16 protein-coding genes are annotated in these 19,944 nt (G+C 67.3%); 13 read left to right on the top strand and 3 right to left on the bottom strand.

The features are described 5' to 3' along the window. Positions 1-37: 37 nt before the first annotated feature. Positions 38-1,981 carry an acetate--CoA ligase gene (gene acs, locus AC5P6H_RS04510; protein ID WP_495202342.1) on the bottom strand — a complete coding sequence of 648 codons (1,944 nt, stop codon included), beginning with the start codon at positions 1,979-1,981 and terminating at the stop codon, positions 38-40. Between the two features lie 245 nt (positions 1,982-2,226). Here acs and AC5P6H_RS04505 point away from each other — a divergent pair, with 245 nt between their 5' ends. From AC5P6H_RS04505 to xth, 4 genes are all read left to right on the top strand, one after another. Next, entirely contained in the window at positions 2,227-3,654 is a 1,428-nt protein-coding gene (locus AC5P6H_RS04505; protein ID WP_032957835.1) for a DcaP family trimeric outer membrane transporter, read from the top strand. A 160-nt stretch (positions 3,655-3,814) separates the two neighbouring features. Beyond that, the gene (locus AC5P6H_RS04500; protein ID WP_014648890.1) at positions 3,815-5,479 is read left to right on the top strand and encodes an MFS transporter; all 1,665 of its coding nucleotides are present in this window, start codon (positions 3,815-3,817) and stop codon (positions 5,477-5,479) included. A gap of 198 nt (positions 5,480-5,677) precedes the next feature. Beyond that, positions 5,678-7,087: a coniferyl aldehyde dehydrogenase gene (locus AC5P6H_RS04495; RefSeq protein ID WP_495202341.1), complete on the top strand. Its 1,410-nt coding sequence runs from the start codon at positions 5,678-5,680 to the stop codon at positions 7,085-7,087. 170 nt (positions 7,088-7,257) lie between these two features. Continuing rightward, a complete protein-coding gene (gene xth, locus AC5P6H_RS04490; protein WP_495202340.1) occupies positions 7,258-8,025 on the top strand; it encodes an exodeoxyribonuclease III in 768 nt (255 codons plus the stop codon). A gap of 72 nt (positions 8,026-8,097) precedes the next feature. Here the strand turns inward: xth and AC5P6H_RS04485 are convergent, their stop codons facing one another. Next, complete coding sequence (locus tag AC5P6H_RS04485) at positions 8,098-8,349, bottom strand: GlsB/YeaQ/YmgE family stress response membrane protein (protein WP_014648887.1); 252 nt, start codon at positions 8,347-8,349, stop codon at positions 8,098-8,100. A gap of 84 nt (positions 8,350-8,433) precedes the next feature. On the opposite strand from AC5P6H_RS04485, the gene AC5P6H_RS04480 reads away from it, so the two are divergent. The 9 genes from AC5P6H_RS04480 (at position 8,434) to AC5P6H_RS04440 (ending at position 16,630) form a co-directional block, all read left to right on the top strand. Continuing rightward, positions 8,434-9,033, top strand: coding sequence for a 4'-phosphopantetheinyl transferase family protein (locus AC5P6H_RS04480; protein WP_046433275.1), 600 nt, complete (start codon positions 8,434-8,436; stop codon positions 9,031-9,033). 39 nt (positions 9,034-9,072) lie between these two features. Then, positions 9,073-9,711 (top strand): 16S rRNA (guanine(527)-N(7))-methyltransferase RsmG, encoded by a 639-nt coding sequence (gene rsmG / locus AC5P6H_RS04475; RefSeq protein WP_014648885.1) that lies wholly within the window; start codon positions 9,073-9,075, stop codon positions 9,709-9,711. 112 nt (positions 9,712-9,823) lie between these two features. Continuing rightward, positions 9,824-10,621: a ParA family protein gene (locus AC5P6H_RS04470; RefSeq protein ID WP_014648884.1), complete on the top strand. Its 798-nt coding sequence runs from the start codon at positions 9,824-9,826 to the stop codon at positions 10,619-10,621. Beyond that, the gene (locus AC5P6H_RS04465; protein WP_014648883.1) at positions 10,621-11,544 is read left to right on the top strand and encodes a ParB/RepB/Spo0J family partition protein; all 924 of its coding nucleotides are present in this window, start codon (positions 10,621-10,623) and stop codon (positions 11,542-11,544) included. The genes AC5P6H_RS04470 and AC5P6H_RS04465 overlap by 1 nt, the downstream gene beginning before the upstream one ends. A gap of 126 nt (positions 11,545-11,670) precedes the next feature. Then, a complete protein-coding gene (locus AC5P6H_RS04460; protein ID WP_049407664.1) occupies positions 11,671-12,405 on the top strand; it encodes a suppressor of fused domain protein in 735 nt (244 codons plus the stop codon). Between the two features lie 45 nt (positions 12,406-12,450). Further along, positions 12,451-13,416 carry an NAD-dependent epimerase/dehydratase family protein gene (locus AC5P6H_RS04455; protein WP_495202339.1) on the top strand — a complete coding sequence of 322 codons (966 nt, stop codon included), beginning with the start codon at positions 12,451-12,453 and terminating at the stop codon, positions 13,414-13,416. 90 nt (positions 13,417-13,506) lie between these two features. Further along, a complete protein-coding gene (locus tag AC5P6H_RS04450) occupies positions 13,507-14,229 on the top strand; it encodes a glycosyltransferase family 2 protein (protein ID WP_005420380.1) in 723 nt (240 codons plus the stop codon). Next, positions 14,229-14,576 carry a lipid-A-disaccharide synthase N-terminal domain-containing protein gene (locus AC5P6H_RS04445; protein ID WP_014648879.1) on the top strand — a complete coding sequence of 116 codons (348 nt, stop codon included), beginning with the start codon at positions 14,229-14,231 and terminating at the stop codon, positions 14,574-14,576. The genes AC5P6H_RS04450 and AC5P6H_RS04445 overlap by 1 nt, the downstream gene beginning before the upstream one ends. A 281-nt stretch (positions 14,577-14,857) precedes the next feature. Then, positions 14,858-16,630 (top strand): DUF885 family protein, encoded by a 1,773-nt coding sequence (locus tag AC5P6H_RS04440; RefSeq protein ID WP_262225196.1) that lies wholly within the window; start codon positions 14,858-14,860, stop codon positions 16,628-16,630. 95 nt (positions 16,631-16,725) lie between these two features. Here the strand turns inward: AC5P6H_RS04440 and AC5P6H_RS04435 are convergent, their stop codons facing one another. After that, a complete protein-coding gene (locus tag AC5P6H_RS04435; protein WP_329768078.1) occupies positions 16,726-19,935 on the bottom strand; it encodes an efflux RND transporter permease subunit in 3,210 nt (1,069 codons plus the stop codon). Positions 19,936-19,944 lie beyond the last annotated feature (9 nt).

The raw sequence follows: 19,944 nt of genomic DNA, 5'->3' as shown, positions 1-19,944 counted from the left end.
CGGGATCCGACCCCGGGATCCGGCCCCGGGTCGTACGTCAGCGCACCTTGCGCTCGTCCACCAGCGACGCCACCACCGACGGATCGGCCAGGGTCGAGGTGTCGCCAAGCTGGTCCGGCGCGTTCTCGGCAATCTTGCGCAGGATGCGGCGCATGATCTTGCCCGAGCGGGTCTTCGGCAGGCCCGGCGCCCACTGCAGGTGGTCCGGCGTGGCGATCGGGCCGATTTCCTTGCGCACCCAGGCAACCAGTTCCTTGTGCAACTCGTCGCTCGGTGCCTCTTCGGCCACCAGGGTGACGTAGGCGTAGATGCCCTGGCCCTTCACGTCATGCGGGAAGCCGACCACGGCCGCTTCGGCCACCTTCGGGTGCGAGACCAGCGCGCTTTCCACTTCGGCGGTGCCGATGCGGTGGCCGGACACGTTGATCACATCGTCGACGCGGCCGGTGATCCAGTAGTAGCCGTCCTCGTCGCGGCGGCAACCGTCGCCGGTGAAGTAGCTGCCCGGGTAGGTGCGGAAATAGGTATCGATGAAGCGCTGGTGGTCGCCGTACACCGTGCGCATCTGGCCCGGCCAGGAATCACGGATGATCAGGTTGCCCTCGGTCGGGCCGTCCTGGATCTCGCCATCGGCATTGACCAGCGCCGGCTGCACGCCGAAGAAGGGCAGGGTGGCCGAACCGGGCTTGAGGTCCATCGCGCCGGCCAGCGGCGAGATCAGGATGCCGCCGGTCTCGGTCTGCCACCAGGTATCGACGATCGGGCAGCGGCTGTCGCCGACCACTTCGTAGTACCAGCGCCAGGCTTCCGGATTGATCGGCTCGCCGACGCTGCCGAGCAGGCGCAGCGACGCGCGCGACGTCTTCTTCACCGGCTCCTCGCCTTCGCGCATCAGCGCGCGGATGGCGGTCGGGGCGGTGTAGAAGATGGTCACCTTGTGCTTGTCGATGACGTTCCAGAAACGCGAGGTATCCGGGTAGTTCGGCACGCCTTCGAACATCAGCGAGGTCGCGCCGTTGGCCAGCGGCCCGTACACGATGTAGCTGTGGCCGGTGACCCAGCCGACATCGGCGGTGCACCAGTAGACGTCGTCTTCGCGCAGGTCGAACACCGCTTCATGGGTGTAGGCCGCGTACAGCAGGTAACCGCCGGTGGTGTGCAGCACGCCCTTGGGCTTGCCGGTGGAACCGGAGGTGTAGAGGATGAACAGCGGATCTTCCGCGTTCATGCGTTCCGGTTCGCAGGTGGACGGCTGGCTGTCCACCACATCGTGGAACCAGCGGTCGCGCGGGGCCTGCATGTCCACCGCGCCGCCGGTGTGGCGCACCACCAGCACGGTTTCAACCGTATTCGTGCCCGGCAGCTTCAGCGCGGCATCAACGTTGGCCTTCAGCGGAATCCTGCGGCCACCGCGCAGGCCCTCGTCGGCGGTGATGATCAGCTTGCTCTGGCAGTCGCTGACGCGGTCGGCGATCGAATTCGGCGCGAAGCCACCGAACACCACCGAGTGGATCGCACCGATGCGCGCACAGGCCAGCATGGCCACCGCGGCGTCGACGATCATCGGCAGGTAGATGGTGACGCGGTCGCCCTTCTTGACGCCGAGGTTGCGCAGCGCGTTGCCGAGGCGGCAGGTGCGCTCGTACAGCTCGCGATAGGTCACGTGCTGGGCCGGTGCATCCGGGCCGTCCGGCTCGAACAGCAGGGCGGTCTTGTCGCCGCGCGTTTCCAGCTGGCGATCCAGGCAGTTCACGCTGGCATTGAGCTCGCCATCTTCAAACCACTTGATGTGGAAGTTGGACAGGTCATAGCTGACGTTCTTGATCTTCGTCGGCTTGCGCATCCATTGCAGGCGCTCGGCGGCCTTGCCCCAGAAACCATCCGGGTCGGTCACCGACGCCTGGTACTGCTGTTCGTACGACGTCTTGTCGATGCGTGCCTTGGCGGCGAACTGCGGATCGACGGGGTAGATATCAGCCATGGCACCCTCACTTGCACGTTGACTTTGTATGTGCGGTCGCAGCATCGCAACGACCGATCCCCCTCAGTTTGCCCCATCCACCCCCGGCCGCGTCACCACCCTGGTTAGACCATGGTCGAAAGTGAGCGCCCAGCAGGGCCGGGTTCGACCAATGGCCAATAGCCGCTGTGCGCGAACGCCCCGCAGTCTCGGCTCGACCGTGCCCCACGCGCGGCATCACCTTGCCACTTGGGAGAGAGGGCAACATGAGCCACCGTACGTTGAAAGCCGTGCGCACACCTTTGGCGGCCTGCCTGTTAGTCGCCCTGGTCGCACCGGGCATGGCGTTCGCAGAGACCGCCAAAGAGAAGGCACTGGAAGCACGCGTTGCCGAACTGGAACGCCAGGTCCAGCTGCTGCTGTCTTCGCAGCAACAACAACAGACCCAGATCAGCCAGACCCAGCAGGCGGTGACCGAAGTGCGCACGGTGCAGGCCGGGCAGAAGCCGGTCGCCTCGGTGCCGGCGGGCAAGCAGCCGATCCAGGTCACCACCATCACTCCGGGCGCCGCGCCCGGCACCACGGTCAAGATCGGTGGCTTCATCAAGGCCGACTTCCTGGCCACCCAGACCAGCGATGGCCAGCTGGCCGACGACGCCACCGGCCGCTCGCTGTACCTGCCGGGCCAGACCCCGGTGGAAGGCGCCGGCGGCAGCGGCAAGCGTTCGGGCACCGACTTCAACGCCCACGCCAAGTTCTCGCGCTTCAACCTGGGCATCGACAACGTGAGCGAATCGGGCAACAAGGCCGGTGCGTTCTTCGAGATGGACTTCTTCGGCAATTCGCTGGGCAACCAGACCGCCACCAATACCTACGGCGTGACCCTGCGTCACGCCTACATGTACTGGAACAACTGGATGGCCGGCCAGACCTGGTCCAACTTCATGGACGCGGCCGCGCTGCCGGAGGCGGTCGACTTCGTCGGGCCCACCGACGGCGTGATCTTCGTGCGCCAGGCCCAGGTGCGCTACACCCAGGGCGGCTTCAGCGTCGCACTGGAAAACCCGGAAACCACCACCCTCACCGGTACCCGCAACCCGGTCACCGGGGCCTGGACCAACGCCAGCGCCAACTCCGACCGTGGCAGCCTGCCCGACCTGACCATGCGTTATGGCTGGAAGGGCGACTGGGGCACCTTTGGTGTCGGTGGCATCGTCCGCCAGTTGAAGGTGGACAACCAGGCCACCGGCGCGAAGGCCGACAAGGTGGCTGGCGGCCTGACCCTAGGCGGCAAATGGGTGATGGGCGACAGCGATTCGCTGCACTACCAGCTGACCGGCGGCGAAGGCATCGCCCGCTACATCGGCCTGGGCATCACCGCCGACAGCGCCTACGACGTGGCCCGCGACGAGCTCAACCCCACCGGCGTGCTGGCCGGCTACGTGGGCTGGCGGCATGCGTTCTCGCCGAAGCTGCGCACCAACCTGATCTACGCGCGCAGCGACTACGACAACGACAGCATCCTCGGCCCGCTGGTGACCAAGAGCGTGCAGAGCATCCGCGGCAACATCTTCTATTCGCCGCTGCCCAAGGTCGATATCGGCGCCGAGCTGATGTACGGCCGCCGCGAAGTGGAGAACGGCAACAAGGGTGACATCACCCGGTTGCAGTTCACCACGAAGTACAGCTTCTAAGAGCGTGCCGGCCAGCGGCCGGCACCTACCGAGATGGGGTGCCGGCCAAGGTCGGCATCTACCGAGATGGGGTGCCGACCAAGGTTGGCACCTACCGAATTGAGTGCCGACCAACGGTCGGCACCCACCCACAACGATTGCTTCGGAGGGGAAGCGTCTTATGTCCAGCACTGCACCAGGCCCGCACCATGCGGCGGGCACCCTGACCAAGGGCCACAAGAAAGTCATCTTCGCCTCGAGCCTCGGCACGGTCTTCGAGTGGTATGACTTCTTCCTGTACGGCTCGCTCGCGGCCATCATCGCCAAGCAGTTCTTCAGTGGCGTCAATGAAACCACGGGCATGATCTTCGCCCTGCTGGCGTTCGCTGCCGGCTTCTTCGTGCGTCCGTTCGGCGCGGCCTTCTTCGGCAGCCTCGGCGACCGCATCGGCCGCAAGTACACCTTCCTGGTCACCATCCTGATCATGGGCATCTCGACCTTCCTGGTCGGCGTGCTGCCCAACTACGCCTCGATCGGTTTCGCCGCACCGGTGATCCTGATCATCCTGCGCCTGGCCCAGGGCCTGGCGATGGGCGGCGAGTACGGCGGTGCCGCCACCTACGTGGCCGAGCACGCGCCGGACGACAAGCGCGGCCTGTACACCAGCTTCATCCAGTGCACCGCCACGCTCGGCCTGTTCCTGTCGCTGCTGATCATCCTGGCCTGCCGCATGACGCTGGGCAACGAGGCCTTCGAAGCCTGGGGCTGGCGCATCCCGTTCCTGGTCTCGATCCTGCTGCTGGGCATTTCGGTATGGATCCGCCTGCAGCTGAGCGAATCGCCGCTGTTCCAGCAGATGAAGGCTGAAGGCAAGGGCTCCAAGACCCCGTTCCGCGACAGCCTGAAGGGTGGCAACCTGAAGCTGATGCTGCTGGTCCTGCTCGGTGCGGCGGCTGGCCAGGCGGTGGTCTGGTACGGCGGCCAGTTCTACGCGCTGTTCTTCCTCAGCAGCATGCTGAAGGTCGATGCCACCACCTCCTACCTGCTGATCGCCGCTGCGCTGGCACTGGGTACGCCGTTCTTCATCTTCTTCGGCTGGCTGTCCGACCGCATCGGTCGCAAGAAGATCATCCTGGCCGGCTGCCTGCTGGCGGCCATCACCTACATCCCGATCTTCAAGGGCCTGACCCACTTCGCCAACCCGGCCATCGAAGAAGCCCGCAGCAGCTCGCCGGCCCTGGTCGTGGCCGATCCGGCTACCTGCTCGTTCCAGTTCGATCCGGTCGGCCTGCGCAAGTTCACCAGCTCCTGCGACGTGGCCACCGCCGCGCTGACCAAGGCCGGTGTGCCGTACGACGTGCAGCCCGCCGCCGCCGGTTCGCTGGCGATGGTGAACGTGGGCAGCGCCAGCGTCACCTCGTATGAGGCCGCCGGCCTGACCAAGGAAGAAGGCAAGGCCAAGGCCGATGCGTTCGGTGCGGAACTGAAGACCGCCCTGACCACCGCCGGCTACCCGGCCAAGGCCGATGGCGCCCGCATCAACATCGCCGGCACCATCTTCATGCTGTGGCTGCTGGTGCTGTACGTGACCATGGTCTACGGCCCGATCGCCGCCTACCTGGTCGAACTGTTCCCGACCCGCATCCGCTACACCTCGATGTCGCTGCCGTACCACATCGGCAACGGCTGGTTCGGTGGCTTCCTGCCGGCGATCTCGTTCGCGCTGGTGGCCGGTACCGGCAACCTGTACTACGGCCTGTGGTACCCGATCGCGATCGCACTGATGTCGGTGGTGATCGGCGGCCTGTTCCTGCGCGAAACCAAGAACGTGGATATCACCAAGTAACCGGTGGGTTCCATGCAGTGAAGGAAAGGCCGCGGTGCAGACCGCGGCCTTTCTGCTTGTGGGCCGTGCCCACTCGGCCCGCATCCGGTAGTGCCGGCCGCTGGCCGGCAACCTCCTGAATCGCCGCGGACATGAAGCCCTTGCCGGCCAGCGGCCGGCACTACCATTGCGTTGCGCAGCACCCCGTATAGTCGGCCCATGACCACCACCACGCCGGCAGACCTTCCCGCCCTCCTGCACACCCTGCGCAGCGCCTGGCAGGCCCAGCGCCCCACGCTCGACCAGCGCGAAGCCGACCTGCGCCGTCTGCGCGAGGCATTGAAGCCGCGCCTGGACGAAATGGCCCAGGCCATCGCCGAGGACTTCGGGCATCGCGCCCACGTTGAATCGAAGCTGGCCGATGGCATGAGCGTGCTGTCGGCCATCGACCACCTGCGCCGCCACCTGCGGCGCTGGTCGAAGCCGCAGCGGGCATCGGCGGGATGGAAGCTGTGGCCGGCGCGCGCGCAGCTGCGGCCGACGCCGTTGGGCGTGGTCGGGGTGATCTCACCGTGGAACTACCCGGTCACGCTGGCATTGGTGCCTTTGGCCACCGCCATCGCTGCGGGCAACCACGTACTGCTGAAACCTTCGGAACACACGCCCCGCACCAGCGCGTTCCTGGCCGATCTGCTGGCCAGCGTGTTCCCGCCCGATCGGGTGGCGGTGGTGCAGGGCGGGGCGGATGTGGCCGCAGCGGTGTCGTCGCTGCCGCTGGACCATCTGCTGTTCACCGGCTCGACGGCGGTTGGCCGCAAGGTGATGGCCGCCGCCGCTGAGCATCTGGTACCGGTCACACTGGAGCTGGGCGGCAAGTCGCCGGCGATTGTCTGTCGCGATTTCCCGCTGGACAAAGCCGCTGCGCGGCTGGCCACCGGCAAGTGGTTCAACGCGGGCCAGACCTGCATCGCGCCGGATTACGTGCTGATCGATACCGTTCGCCAGCGCGAATTCGTACAGGCGCTGCAGCAGCAGGTGCGCGAGCGCTATGGCGACTTCAGCGATGCCGACGACTACACCCGCATCATCAATGAAGGCCAGTACCGGCGCCTGCAGGGCTACCTGGCACAGGCGCGGCAGCGCGGGGTGCCGGTGATTCCGCTGGCGCAGGTGGATGACGCGCGCGCCGACCGCGAGCGCCTGCTGGTGCCGACCGTGGTGCTGGACCCGCCGGACGACCTGGACCTGATGCGCGAGGAGATCTTCGGCCCGATCCTTCCGGTGCGGGCCTACCCGGACCTGGAGGCGGCGCTGGCGGACGTGCTGTCCCGCGACCGGCCGCTGGCGCTGTATCCCTTCAGCCACGACCGCGCGGCGGTGGAGCGCATCCTCGGCCAGGTGGTGGCCGGCGGGGTGACGGTGAATGACACGCTGCTGCACTTCGCCGCCGATGGCCTGCCGTTTGGCGGGGTAGGGGCCAGCGGCATGGGCGCGTACCACGGCCGCGCCGGGTTCGATGCGATGAGCAAGCGGCTGCCGGTGCTGTGGCAGTCGCGCTGGGCGGCCAGCGACCGGCTGCGGCCGCCGTATTCGAAGATTGCGGGGTTGTTGAAGCTGCTGCTTCGGTAGTGCCGGCCGATGGCCGGCAACTGCAGGGTCTTGCCGACGGTTCATGGGGTTGCCGGCCAGCGGCCGGCACTACCGGTGGGTGCAAGCCTTGGTTGGCACATGGGGGCCTCGGCGCCAACCAAGGTTGGCGACTACCGGGCATGGGTGGCCCACCCGGGTAGAATGCCCCCATGAAGATCGCCTCGTGGAACGTCAATTCGCTCAATGTCCGCCTGCCGCACCTGGAGCAGTGGCTCAAGGACTTCGGCCCGGACATCGTCGGCATCCAGGAAACCAAGCTGGAGGACCACAAGTTCCCCGATTCGGCGCTGATCGCCGCGGGCTACCGCAGCGTGTTCGCCGGCCAGAAGACCTACAACGGCGTGGCGCTGCTGTCGCGTGAGCCGGCGCAGGACGTGCAGATCGGCATTCCCGGTTTCGAGGACGAGCAGAAGCGCGTCATCGCCGGCACCTTTGGCGACCTGCGGGTGATCAACCTGTACGTGGTCAACGGCCAGGACATCGGTACCGACAAGTACGACTACAAGCTGCGCTGGCTGGAAGCGGTGCATGCCTGGATCGCCGAAGAGCTGCAGCGCCACCCGAAGCTGATCGTGATGGGCGACTTCAACATCGCCCCGGACGCGCGCGACGTGCACGACCCGGCGGTGTGGAACGACAACCACATCCTGACCTCCACCGCCGAGCGCGGCGCATTGAACAAGCTGCTGCAGCTGGGCCTGCACGATGGCTTCCGCCTGCACAATGACGAGGCGGGTACCTTCAGCTGGTGGGACTACCGTGCCGCCGGCTTCCGCCGCAACCTGGGCCTGCGCATCGACCTGACCCTGGTCTCCGATGCGCTGAAGGACAGTGCGGTGGCCTCGGGCATCGACCGCGAGCCGCGCACCTGGGAACGCCCGAGTGACCATGCGCCGGCCTGGGTGCAGATCGGTTGAACGAACAGGGCCCGACGATTGCCGGGCCCGTTCTGGAACATCTGCCGGCCAGTGGCCGGCACTACCCTCAGATCACCGTATGCTCTTGCGGGTGAACAGGTTGACGATCGCCAGCAGGATCACCGCACCGATCAGCGAGAACAGGAAGGTGCGGAGGGTGATCGCTTCGTTGATGCCGCCGCCGAACAGCCAGCCGGAAATCAGCGCGCCGACGATGCCGACCACGATGTTGAGGATGATGCCCTGCTGGGCATCGCGCTTCATGATGATGCTGGCCAGCCAGCCTACGATGCCGCCGACGATCAGCCAGATGATGATGCCCATGATCGAACCTCCGGTGGGGAACTGTGACCAGTTGACGCGCAGGGCTGTGAACCCGTCGTGGAATTGCGTGATGGGCGTGTGCGCATGAGCCTGCCAGCCACCCTCGATGGCCCCTGGCGCTTCGGTCCGGTGACGGTCTGGCGGCGCCCGCATGTGCCGGGCCAGCGTGGTGAACCGCAGGCGCGGCAGGTGCTGGCACAGGCATTGGGCGCCGACCCGCAGACGCTGCCGCTGGTCCGCGATGACAAGGGCCGGCCGGAACTGAGCGGCCCGTTGGCCCACTACGGCACCGGCTGGAGCCATAGCGGCGAGGTGCTGCTGGTGGCGCTGGGCGAAGGCGTGCGGCTGGGCGTGGACTTGGAGCTGCTGCGGCCGCGACCGCGCCTGCTGGAAATCGTGCGGCGCTTCTTCCACCCGCAGGAGGTGGCCTGGCTGGAACGCCTGGATGAGGCCGGGCGCGAGCACTGGTTCTTCCGCGTGTGGTGCGTCAAGGAGGCCATCCTGAAGGCGCACGGGCAGGGCATCTCGTTCGGCCTGCACCGCCTGCAGCTGGCGCCCGGGCCCGATGGCGCCCTGCACCTGCGCTGGTGCGACCCGGAACTGGGCGAGGCCGCGCGCTGGCACCTGCACGAGTGGCAGGCCAGCGGCCAGTTCCGCGCCGCATTGGCCTGGTATCCACACTGAAGCGGGGAATCGGCGCGCAAAACCGGCGATAATGCCGGCATGAGCGAACACCCACTTCCCGCCAGCGTGTCTGCCACGCTGGAACAGGGCCTGGCCAGCATGGGCCTGGACGCCGCGCTGGCGCCGCCGTTGCTGCGCTACCTGGCCCTGCTGCACCGCTGGAACGGCACCTACAACCTCACCGCCATCCGCGACCCGCAGGAGATGGTCACCCGCCACCTGCTCGACTCGCTGGCGATGCAGCCGTTCGTGGCCGACGGCAGCCTGGCCGACCTTGGCACCGGCCCCGGGCTGCCCGGCATCCCGCTGGCGATCGCCTGCCCGGGCCTGCAGGTCACCCTGGTCGAGAGCAACGGCAAGAAGGCGCGCTTCATGCGCGAAGCCGTGCGCCAGCTCGGCCTGGGCAACGCCCGCGTGGCCGAGTCGCGCGCCGAGGCGCTGGACGAGGCCGGCCGCTACGACCAGCTGACCGCGCGCGCGATGGACACCCTGGCCGGCATCGTCCGCGTCGGTGGCCACCTGCTGCGCCCCGGCGGCGTATTGCTGGCCATGAAGGGCGTCTACCCGCATGAGGAGATCGCGGACCTGCCGGCGGGCTGGCAGGTGCGTGAGGTGACCCCGTTGAGCGTGCCCGGCCTGGCCGGCGAACGCCACCTGGTCACTGTTACAGGCCCCTGATTCCCGCCGCCAGCCCCTTGTGGAACAACGGGTTGGCGATCCACGATTTCCGCAAGGGGCCGGTTGTACGCATAATGACCGGTCCCAGCACACGTCGACGAGGCACACCCGCATGGCCCGCATCATCGCCATCGCCAACCAGAAGGGTGGCGTCGGCAAGACCACGACCGCCGTCAACCTGGCCGCTTCCCTGGCCAACGCACCCAAGCGCGTGCTGTTGGTCGACCTGGATTCGCAGGGCAACGCGACCATGGGCAGTGGCGTGGACAAACGCGAGCTGGCCGCCTCCACCTGTGACCTGCTGCTCGGCGAGAACAGCGCTGCCGATGTACGCGTGCAGACTGCCGAGGGTTACGACCTGCTGCCCGGCAATATCGACCTGACCGCCGCCGAGATCCAGCTGATGGGCCAGAGCGAGCGCGAGCAGCGCCTGAAGCGCGCGCTGGCGCCGATCCGCGACGAGTACGACTACATCCTGATCGACTGCCCGCCGGCGCTGTCGCTGCTGACGCTCAACGCGCTGGCCGCCGCCGACTCGGTGATCGTGCCGATGCAGTGCGAGTACTACGCGCTGGAAGGCCTGAGCGCGCTGGTGGAAACCATCGAAGCGCTGCGCACCAGCCTGAACCCGGCGCTGGAGATCGAAGGCGTGCTGCGCACCATGTTCGACGTGCGCAACAACCTGGCCAACGCAGTGTCGGCCGAGCTCACCGAGCACTTCGGCGACCGCGTGTTCCGCACCATCGTGCCGCGCAACGTGCGCCTGGCCGAGGCACCCAGCCATGGCCAGAGCATCGTCGGCTACGACCGCGCCTCGCGCGGTGGCGTGGCCTACCTGGGCCTGGCCGGCGAGATCATCCGCCGCAACAACGAACGCAACAAGGCCGGCAAGGCCGTGGAGATCGTCTGATGACCAGCAGCAAGCCGGCAGCCAAGAAGCGAGGCCTCGGCCGTGGCCTGGATGCGCTGTTGGGCCCGAAAGGCGCGGTCAGCCAGGTGCAGGCCACCACCGCGGTGATCGAGCCGCTGCCGGGTGAAGTGCTGCGCAAGTTGCCGGTCGGCCAGCTGCAGCCGGGCAAGTACCAGCCGCGCCGCGAGATGGACGAGGGCAAGCTGTCCGAGCTGGCCGACTCGATCAAGTCGCAGGGCGTGATCCAGCCGATCCTGGTGCGCCAGCTGCCGGCAGGCAACTACGAAATCGTCGCCGGTGAACGCCGTTGGCGCGCATCGCAGCTGGCCGGCCTGGACGAAGTGCCGGTGGTGGTGCGCGAGCTGGAAGACCGCACCGTCATCGCGATGGCGCTGATCGAGAACATCCAGCGCGAAGACCTCAACCCGCTGGAAGAAGCCGAGGCGCTGCAGCGCCTGATCAGCGAGTTCACCCTGACCCATGCCGAGGCCGCCGAGGCCGTCGGCCGCTCGCGCGCGGCGGTGTCCAACCTGCTGCGCCTGCTGGAGCTGCCGGTGGCGATCCGCCTGCTGCTGGAAACCCGCCGCCTGGAAATGGGCCACGCCCGCGCGCTGCTGACCCTGGCTCCCGAGCTGGCCGGCAAGCTGGCCCAGGAAGCAGCCGATGAAGGCTGGTCGGTGCGCGAGGTCGAGCGCCGTGCGCAGGCCTTCGCCGCCGGCAAGGTGCCGAGCAACCGCCCGGCGGCCACGCCGAAGGTGCAGCAGGCCGACATCGCCTCGCTGGAAACCGAACTGTCCGAAGCATTGGGCGCCAAGGTGGCGATCAATCATGGCCGCGGTGGCAAGGGCAAGCTGATCATCCACTACACCGACCTGGATACCCTGGACGGCGTGCTGGAAAAGCTGCGCACGCGCCAGGGCTGAGCCCGGCGCAGTGACAGGGGCGCGGCCCGTTCCTGCCGTGTCCCGCCAATGACAGGGAACGTACCGCCGCGCGCGCCGAGGGAATGCACTGCCTTCCGGTCCGTGGCCTCATCCAGGGAGCAGGACATGAGCAACGAATACGAGGACGTCAGCCCGGACGGCACCCAGATACTGGTACATCGCCGCGAAAAGGACTTCGTGCTCGCCACCGGCGAAGAACGCCACATCGAGGCGATCAGCGCCCACCTCGAACGCCATCTGGGCCCGGTATCCGGTGTCTTCCACGAGATCATCTCCGACCTGGTGCACATCGACGTGCACGTGGTGCCGGCCAATGACCACTGCCCTTACCTGCGCCTGGTCACCTCCGGCATGAGCGACCTGCCGATGACCGTGCCCGCCGAGGTGGACGCGGACGTGCCGCGCTACATGGAACTGATGGTGACCCTGCCGGCGGACTGGCCCATCTCCCAGGACGCCTTCGAGGACGAGCGCAATTACTGGCCGGTGCGCCTGCTGAAGGGCATGGCGCGGTTGCCGCACGAGTACGACACCTGGCTGGGCTTCGGCCACACCATTCCCAACGGCCATCCCAGCGAGCCCTATGCGCCGGGCGTGGGCTTCGACGGCGCCATCGTGCTGCCGCCGGTAACCACCCCGGAGGACTTTGCCACGCTGGAACTGGACGACGGCAAGACCATCAGCTTCATGAGCCTGGTCCCGCTGTACCCCGAAGAGATGGACCTGAAGCTGAGGAAGGGCGCCGAGGCGCTGCTCGACCGCTTCGACGCGAAGAAGATCCAGGATGTAATCGAACCCGGCCGCACCAACGTGGCGAAGAAGCGTTTCGGTTTGTTCTGAGACCGGTAACATCAGGGGCCTGAACTTCGTTTCCAGGCCCCTGCCATGACCATCCTGCTCACCGGCGCTGCCGGCTTCATCGGTGCCTACACCGCCCGCGCTCTGCTGGAGGCCGGCCAGGCCGTGGTCGGCCTGGACAACTTCAACGATTACTACGACCCGCAGATCAAGCGCGACCGCGTGGCCGCGCTGTGCCCGTCGCTGGACCTGCGCGCGCTGGACCTGACCGACCGCGAGGGCCTGGCTGCGCTGTTCGATGAAGTGCAGCCGACGGCGGTGATCCATCTGGCCGCCCAGGCCGGCGTGCGCTATTCGCTGGAAAACCCGCACGCCTACGTCGACAGCAACCTGGTCGGCTTCGTCAACATGCTCGAACTGTGCCGCCACCGCGGCGTGCAGCACCTGGTGTATGCCTCCAGCAGCTCGGTCTACGGCGATTCGGCCACGCCGCCGTTCTCCGAGGACCAGCGCGTAGACCAGCCGCGTTCGCTGTACGCGGCGACCAAGGCGGCCAATGAGCTGATGGCCTACACCTACGCGCAGCTGTACGGCCTGCATGCCACCGGCCTGCGCTTCTTCACCGTGTATGGCCCGTGGGGCCGGCCGGACATGGCACCGCTGCTGTTCTCCCGCGCGGTGCTGGCCGGGCGGCCGATCGACGTGTTCAACGAAGGCCGCATGCAGCGCGATTTCACACATGTCTCCGACATTGTGTCCGGTATCCTCGGCGCCCTCGCGCATCCGGCCGACGGCCCGGTGCCGCACCGGGTGTTCAACCTCGGCAACCATACGCCGGTCGAGCTGGAGCGCTTCATCAGCGTGATCGAGCAGGCCGCCGGCCGCCCCGCGCAGAAGGTGTACAAGCCCATGCAGCCCGGCGACATGGTGCGCACGATGGCCGATACCCGGCGCGCACATGACGCTTTCGGCTTCGATGCGGTGACCCCGATCAAAGAAGGCCTGCCGCCTGTGGTGCAGTGGTGCCGCGAGTATTTTGGCGATCGCGCCTGAGGATGGATCCTCACGCCGCGGGGTTCATCTTCGGATAACCTCGGCAGCGGAGAATGCGCGGTCTTTGTCCCCCCTTTGGCCGAGTGCCTTATGAGCCAACCCGAGCTTTCCGTTGTCGTCCCGGTATTCAACGAGCGCGACAATGTCGCCCCGCTGGTCGCCGAAATCACCGCCGCGCTGCGTGGCCGGCTGCCGTTCGAAATCGTCTACATCGACGATCACTCGCGCGATGACACCCTGGCGGTGCTGCAGGGACTGAAGGCGACCACCCCGGAACTGCGCGTGCTGCACCATGTGAACCAGAGCGGGCAGAGCACCGCGGTGCGCACCGGCGTCAAGCACGCCCGCGCGCCGTGGATCGCGACCCTGGATGGCGATGGCCAGAACGATCCGGCCGATATCCCCAAGCTGCTCGCCGCACGCGACGCCGCCGAGGCGCAGGTGAAGCTGTTCGCCGGCTGGCGCGTCAACCGCCAGGACAGCGGCAGCAAGCGCTGGGCCAGCAAATGGGCCAACGCCATCCGTGCACGCATGCTGCGCGACGATACGCCCGATACCGGCTGCGGCATCAAGCTGTTCGAACGCAGCGCGTTCCTCGACCTGCCGTACTTCGACCACATGCACCGCTACCTGCCGGCGCTGATGCAGCGCGCCGGCTGGAAGACCACCAGCGTGCCGGTCAACCACCGCCACCGTACCGCTGGCGTGTCCAAGTACAACAACCTCGGCCGCGCGCTGGTCGGCATCCGCGACCTGCGTGGCGTGGCCTGGCTGATCACCCGCAGCAAGCGCACCGCGGTGGAGGAGCGCTGATGGATCTGGAGCTGCATTGGCTCGACCAGCCGCTGACCTGGCTGTACTGGACCGGCCTGCACGTGACCGGCTGGAAGCTGATCGGCTATACCGGCGCGCTGATGTTCGGCGGCCGCTGGCTGGTCCAGTTCGTCGCGTCCAAGCGCGCCGGCAAGCCGGTGATCCCGCGCCTGTTCTGGTACATGAGCGTGCTCGGCAGCCTGATGACGCTGAGCTACTTCCTGTTCTCGGCCAAGCAGGACTCGGTGGGCGTGCTGCAGAACCTGTTCCCGGCGTTCACCGCGCTGTACAGCCTGCACCTGGACATCAAGCACCGCGGCTGGAAGCGAGACAAGGCCAGCCACTGAGGCCCCGGGGTCGGATCCCTTTTCATGGGAAAGGGCTCTGACCCCGTCCGGATCACCCTGTCCGGATCCGCGGCGCATCCACGCATGACGTGGGTCTACTGCGTACCTGGCTACCGTGCCTGGTAGCTGCCAACCTTGGTTGGCACACGGGGAAGCCCAGCGCCAACCAAGGTTGGCGGCTACCGGGGCCCCGGTCTGCTGCGCAGGCAGGACCTTCGTCCCATGCCACGGGCGATGGGGGGTGCCATGATCGGGGTCTGCCTTCCCGGGAACCTGTGCTCGTGAAAACCCGTCTTGCCGTTGCCCTGCTGATCGCCCTGTCCGCCCCCGCCGTGGCCCTGGCCGCGCCGCCCGCCACCGCCGCACCGTCCGGCGTGGCCACTGAATCGCCCGCCGACGCCGCCTTCCGCGCGCTGTACGAGAAGGAATGGAAGTGGCGCCAGCAGGGCGGTGGCGAGGCCAGCGAGGACGAGGACGCCCCGGCGAACGCCACCCGCATGCCCGACGTCGGCCCGGCCGCGCAGCAGGCGCGCCTGAAGGTGTGGGATGAGACCCTGGCCGCGCTGAAGAAGATCGACCCGAAGACCCTGTCGGCCGACAACCAGGTCAACTACGCGATCTACCACGACCAGGTGTTCAACCTGGCCGAAGAGACGCGCCTGCGCGGCTACGAGATGCCGTTCAACGCCGATTCCTCGTTCTGGTCCAACCTGTCCTTCATGGCCCGGCGCGAGATGAAGACCGTGCAGGACTACCAGAACTACATCGCACGCCTGAATGATGTACCGCGCTACTTCGGCCAGCAGACCGAGAACATGCGCGCCGGCCTGAAGCGTGGTTTCAGCGTGCCGCGCGCGGTGCTCGATGGCCGCGAAGTGTCCATCGCCACCGTCGCCGAGCTGAAGGACCCGACCGAGTCGCCGCTGTACGCGCCGTTCAAGAAGCTGCCCACCACCATCCCGGCCGCCGAGCAGGCCAGGCTGCAGGCGCAGGCGCGCGCGGCGATCAGCGGCAAGGTGGTGCCGGCGTTCCAGCAGCTGCGCACCTTCTTCGTCAACGAGTACGTGCCGCAGGCGCGTACCACCCTGGCCGCCGAAGCGATGCCCGATGGCAAGGCGTACTACCGGCAGCAGATCCACGAGTACACCACGCTGGACCTGTCGCCGGACGAGATCCACCGCATCGGCCTGGATGAGGTCGCGCGCATCCAGAAGGAAATGAACGACATCATCAAGCAGGTGAAGTTCAAGGGCAGCTTTGCCGAGTTCCTGACCTTCCTGCGTACCGATCCGCAGTTCTATGCAAAGACGCCGGAAGAGCTGCTGTCGCGTGCCGCGTGGATCTCCAAGCGGGCGGACGGCCAGCTGGGCAAGTACATGACGTTGCCGCGCGCGCGCTTCACCATCGTGCCGGTGCCGCCGGACATCGCACCGTTCTGGACGGCCGGCCGCGGTGGCATGGGCACCTACTGGCTCAACACCTACAACCTGCCGTCGCGCCCGCTGTACAACCTGCCGGCGCTGACCCTGCATGAATCCGATCCGGGCCACTCGCTGCAGGGCGCGATCGCCGCCGAGCAGAAGAACCTGCCGGAGTTCCGCCGCAACGCCTACATCTCCGCCTATGGCGAAGGCTGGGCGCTGTACTGCGAGAAACTGGGCGTGGAGATGGGCATCTACGAAACCCCGTACGAGGATTTCGGCCGCCTGACCTACGAGATGTGGCGTGCCGCGCGCCTGGTGATCGACACCGGCGTGCACAGCAAGGGCTGGACCCGCGAGCAGGCGTTGGCCTACCTGCGTGACCACACCGCGCTGAGCGAGCATGAAGTGACCACCGAGGTGGACCGCTACATCTCCTGGCCTGGCCAGGCGCTGAGCTACAAGCTGGGCGAGATCGCCATCGTGCGCCTGCGTGCGCAGGCCGAGAAGGAGCTGGGCGACAAGTTCGACATCAAGGGCTTCCACGACACCCTGCTCAAGCAGGGCTCGGTGCCGCTGCCGGTGCTGGAACAGCAGATCCAGGCCTACATCGCCGAGCGCAAGAAGGCCTGACCGTGCAAGGGTAGTGCCGGCCGCTGGCCGGCAACCCGACCCGGTCACGGGGTCGGATCCCTTTCCTGTGGAAAGGGCTCCGACCCCCTCTCGCCTCACCCCACCGGCCGCGGCTTGGCCACCCGTGCTGCGAAGGTCGGCAGCACCAGCAGGGTCAGCACGGTGGCGGTGATCAGGCCACCGATCACCACCGTGGCCAGCGGCTTCTGCACCTCCGCACCGGAACCGCTGGCAATCGCCATCGGGATGAAGCCGACGATCGCCACCAGCGCCGTGGTCAGCACCGCGCGGATGCGGCTGGAGGCACCGTTGATTGCTGCCTGCAGCGGCAGGTCGCCGGCGTCCAGGCGTTCGCGGATCGCCTGCATCAGCACCAGGCCGTTCAACGTGGCCACGCCGGAGACGGCGATGAAGCCAACTGCCGCCGATACCGAGAACGGCATGCCTCGCAGCAGCAGCGCGAGGATGCCACCGACCAGCGCCAACGGCACGCAGCTGAACACCAGAATGGCTTCCTTGCCGCTGCGCAGGGCCATGAACAGCAGGCTGCCGATCAGCAGGAACACCACCGGCACCACGGTTGCCAACCGCTTCTCCGCGCGCTGCAGGTTCTCGAACTGACCGCCCCAGGTCAGGTAGGCGCCCGGCGGCAGCGCCACGTCGGCCACCGCGGCCTGCGCCTCGCCGACGAAGCCGCCCAGATCGCGACCGCGCACGTTGGCCTGCACCACCACGCGGCGGCTGCCGTTGTTGCGGCTGATCTGGTTCGGCCCTTCGCTCACGGTAATGCGCGCCACCGACGACAACGGAATCACGAGCCCCGATGGCGTGGCGATCGGCAGCGAGGCCAGCTGGTCCGGATCGTTGCGCGAGGCATCGTCCAGGCGCACCACCACGTTGAAGCGGCGGTCGCCTTCGAAGATCTTGCCGGCCGTGGTACCGCCGATGCCGGTGGACAGCGCATCACTCACATCTGCGGCGCTCAACCCGTACTGTGCCGCCGCCACGTGGTCGATCGCCACGTTGAGCGTGGGCAGGCCGGAGATCTGTTCTACCCGCACGTCGGCCGCGCCATCCACCGCACGCAGCTTCAACGCCACCTGGTCGGCCACCTTCTGCAGCTGGCTGAAGTCATCACCGAAGATCATTACGGCCAGGTCGGTACGCACGCCGGAAATCAGTTCGTTGAAGCGCAGCTCGATCGGCTGGCTGAACTCGAAGCTGTTGCCCAGCTGCTGCCCGGCCAGTTTCTCGAAGCGCGCCACCAGTGCGTCCTTGGCCAGCGTCGGATCGGGCCAGTCCTTGCGTGGCTTCAACACGATCACGCTGTCGGAAATGTTGGTCGGCATCGGGTCGATCGCCGCCTCGGCGGTACCGGTGCGCGAGAACACGGTTTCCACTTCCGGCTGCTTGGCAATCGCCTTTTCCAGCGCCAGCTGCATTGCCAGTGACTGCTCCAGCGAGGTCGATGGCACGCGCAGGGCCTGCATCGCCACGTTGCCTTCATCCAGGGTCGGCATGAACTCGCGGCCCAGCAGCGAGAACGCGCCGATGCCCACCACCACCATCATCACCGCACCGGCCAGCACCGTGCGCGGGTGCGCCACGGCCTTGCGCACCACCGGTTCGATGCGCGCACGCAGCACGCGGATCAGCCTGGTTTCGTGCTCGCCGTCGTCCGCGTGCGCATCGCCGTCCTTCACCTTGGGCTCGCGCACCAGCAGCGCGGCCATCGCCGGCACGAAGGTGAAGGAGAACAGGAAGGCACCGACCAGGGCCAGCATGAACGTGGCCGCCATCGGGTGGAACGTCTTGCCCTCCACGCCCTCCAGCGTGAGGATCGGCGCGAACACCAGCAGGATGATCAGCTGGCCGAAGGCCGCAGGGCGCGCCATCTTAATGGCAGAATCGGCGGCTACGCGCAGGCGTTCCATCGCGGTCAGCGCACGGCCCAGTTCGGCGCGGCGCTGGCCCAGCATCAGCAGTGTCGACTCGACCACGATCACCGCACCGTCCACCAGGATGCCGAAGTCCAGCGCACCCAGGCTCATCAGGTTGCCACTGATGCCGAAGCGGTTCATGCCGATCACTGCGAACAGGAACGACAGCGGAATCACCAGCGCGGTGATCGTTGCCGCACGCAGGTTGCCCAGCAGCAGGAACAGCACCACCACCACCAGCAGCGCGCCCTCGGTGAGGTTCCTGGCGACGGTCTTGATGGTGGAATTGACCAGCACGCTGCGGTCCAGCACCGGTGCCGCCACGATGTCGGCCGGCAGTGACTTGTTTACCTGTTCCAGGCGCGCGGCCGCTGCCTGGGCCACGGTGCGGCTGTTGCCACCGGCAATCATCAGCGCGGTGCCCAGCACGGCTTCATGGCCGTTGCGGCTGGCCGCACCCAGCCGCGGCGCGCGGCTCAGTTCCACCGTGGCCACATCGGCTACGCGTACCACCACGCCATTGCGGGTCGCCACCGGGGCCTGTGCCAGGTCGTCGGTGGTCAGCGCCAGGCCGTCGGCACGTACCACCAGGCCCTCGCCGGCACGCTGTACGAAGCCGGCACCGGCCTGCACGTTGGAACGCTGCAGCGCAGTGACCAGGTCGGCCAGGCCGAGGCCATGCGCGGCCAGTCTGGCGCTGTCCGGATGCACGCCGTATTCCTTCACGTAGCCGCCGACCGTATCGACGCCGGCCAGCCCCGGGCTGGAACGCATCTGCGGCGCGATGATCCAGTCCTGCACGGTGCGCAGGTAGGTCGCACGTTCTTCGGGCGTACGCAGCAGGTTGCCTTCCGGTGTGCGGTAGACCTCGTCGGCCTGCCAGCCCGCTTCATCGGGTTTGGCCAGTTTGGCCGGATCGAACGCGGTGAAGTCCACCGTCCACATCAGCACCTCGCCAAGGCCGGTGGTGACCGGCGACAGCATCGGTGATGCACCATCGGGCAGGTCTTCCGATGCCTCGCGCATGCGTTCGGCCACCTGCTGGCGGGCGAAGTAGATGTCGGTGGCATCGGTGAAGATCGCGGTGACCTGCGAGAAACCATTGCGCGACAGCGAACGCGTGGTGGTCAGGCCGGGGATGCCGGCCAGCGCGGTTTCCAGCGGATAGGTCACCTGCCGCTCGATCTGCTCCGGTGTCAGCGCCGGTGCCACCGTGTTGATCTGTACCTGACGGTTGGTGATGTCCGGCACCGCGTCGATCGGCAGCTTGCCCAGCTGGAACAGGCCCACCGCGGCGATCAGTGCGGCCATGAACACCACCAGCCAGCGGTGGCGCACCGCTGTTTCAATGATCAGCTTGAACATGGTCGCCTC

This window comes from Stenotrophomonas sp. YJH_SMC_110 (genome assembly GCF_059369255.1).
Note: the sequence above shows the minus strand (reverse complement) of the source record. Positions and strands in the feature narration are given on the sequence as shown.

Bases quoted from the DNA above. Each gene is read 5' to 3' on its own strand.
- acs (WP_495202342.1), bottom strand. From the start codon at position 1,981: ATGGCTGATATCTACCCCGTCGATCCGCAGTTCGCCGCCAAGGCACGC.
- AC5P6H_RS04470 (WP_014648884.1), top strand. From the start codon at position 9,824: ATGGCCCGCATCATCGCCATCGCCAACCAGAAGGGTGGCGTCGGCAAG.
- AC5P6H_RS04465 (WP_014648883.1), top strand. From the start codon at position 10,621: ATGACCAGCAGCAAGCCGGCAGCCAAGAAGCGAGGCCTCGGCCGTGGC.
- AC5P6H_RS04485 (WP_014648887.1), bottom strand. From the start codon at position 8,349: ATGGGCATCATCATCTGGCTGATCGTCGGCGGCATCGTAGGCTGGCTG.
- AC5P6H_RS04500 (WP_014648890.1), top strand. From the start codon at position 3,815: ATGTCCAGCACTGCACCAGGCCCGCACCATGCGGCGGGCACCCTGACC.
- xth (WP_495202340.1), top strand. From the start codon at position 7,258: ATGAAGATCGCCTCGTGGAACGTCAATTCGCTCAATGTCCGCCTGCCG.
- AC5P6H_RS04450 (WP_005420380.1), top strand. From the start codon at position 13,507: ATGAGCCAACCCGAGCTTTCCGTTGTCGTCCCGGTATTCAACGAGCGC.
- AC5P6H_RS04495 (WP_495202341.1), top strand. From the start codon at position 5,678: ATGACCACCACCACGCCGGCAGACCTTCCCGCCCTCCTGCACACCCTG.
- AC5P6H_RS04435 (WP_329768078.1), bottom strand. From the start codon at position 19,935: ATGTTCAAGCTGATCATTGAAACAGCGGTGCGCCACCGCTGGCTGGTG.
- AC5P6H_RS04480 (WP_046433275.1), top strand. From the start codon at position 8,434: ATGAGCCTGCCAGCCACCCTCGATGGCCCCTGGCGCTTCGGTCCGGTG.
- AC5P6H_RS04445 (WP_014648879.1), top strand. From the start codon at position 14,229: ATGGATCTGGAGCTGCATTGGCTCGACCAGCCGCTGACCTGGCTGTAC.
- rsmG (WP_014648885.1), top strand. From the start codon at position 9,073: ATGAGCGAACACCCACTTCCCGCCAGCGTGTCTGCCACGCTGGAACAG.
- AC5P6H_RS04455 (WP_495202339.1), top strand. From the start codon at position 12,451: ATGACCATCCTGCTCACCGGCGCTGCCGGCTTCATCGGTGCCTACACC.
- AC5P6H_RS04505 (WP_032957835.1), top strand. From the start codon at position 2,227: ATGAGCCACCGTACGTTGAAAGCCGTGCGCACACCTTTGGCGGCCTGC.
- AC5P6H_RS04460 (WP_049407664.1), top strand. From the start codon at position 11,671: ATGAGCAACGAATACGAGGACGTCAGCCCGGACGGCACCCAGATACTG.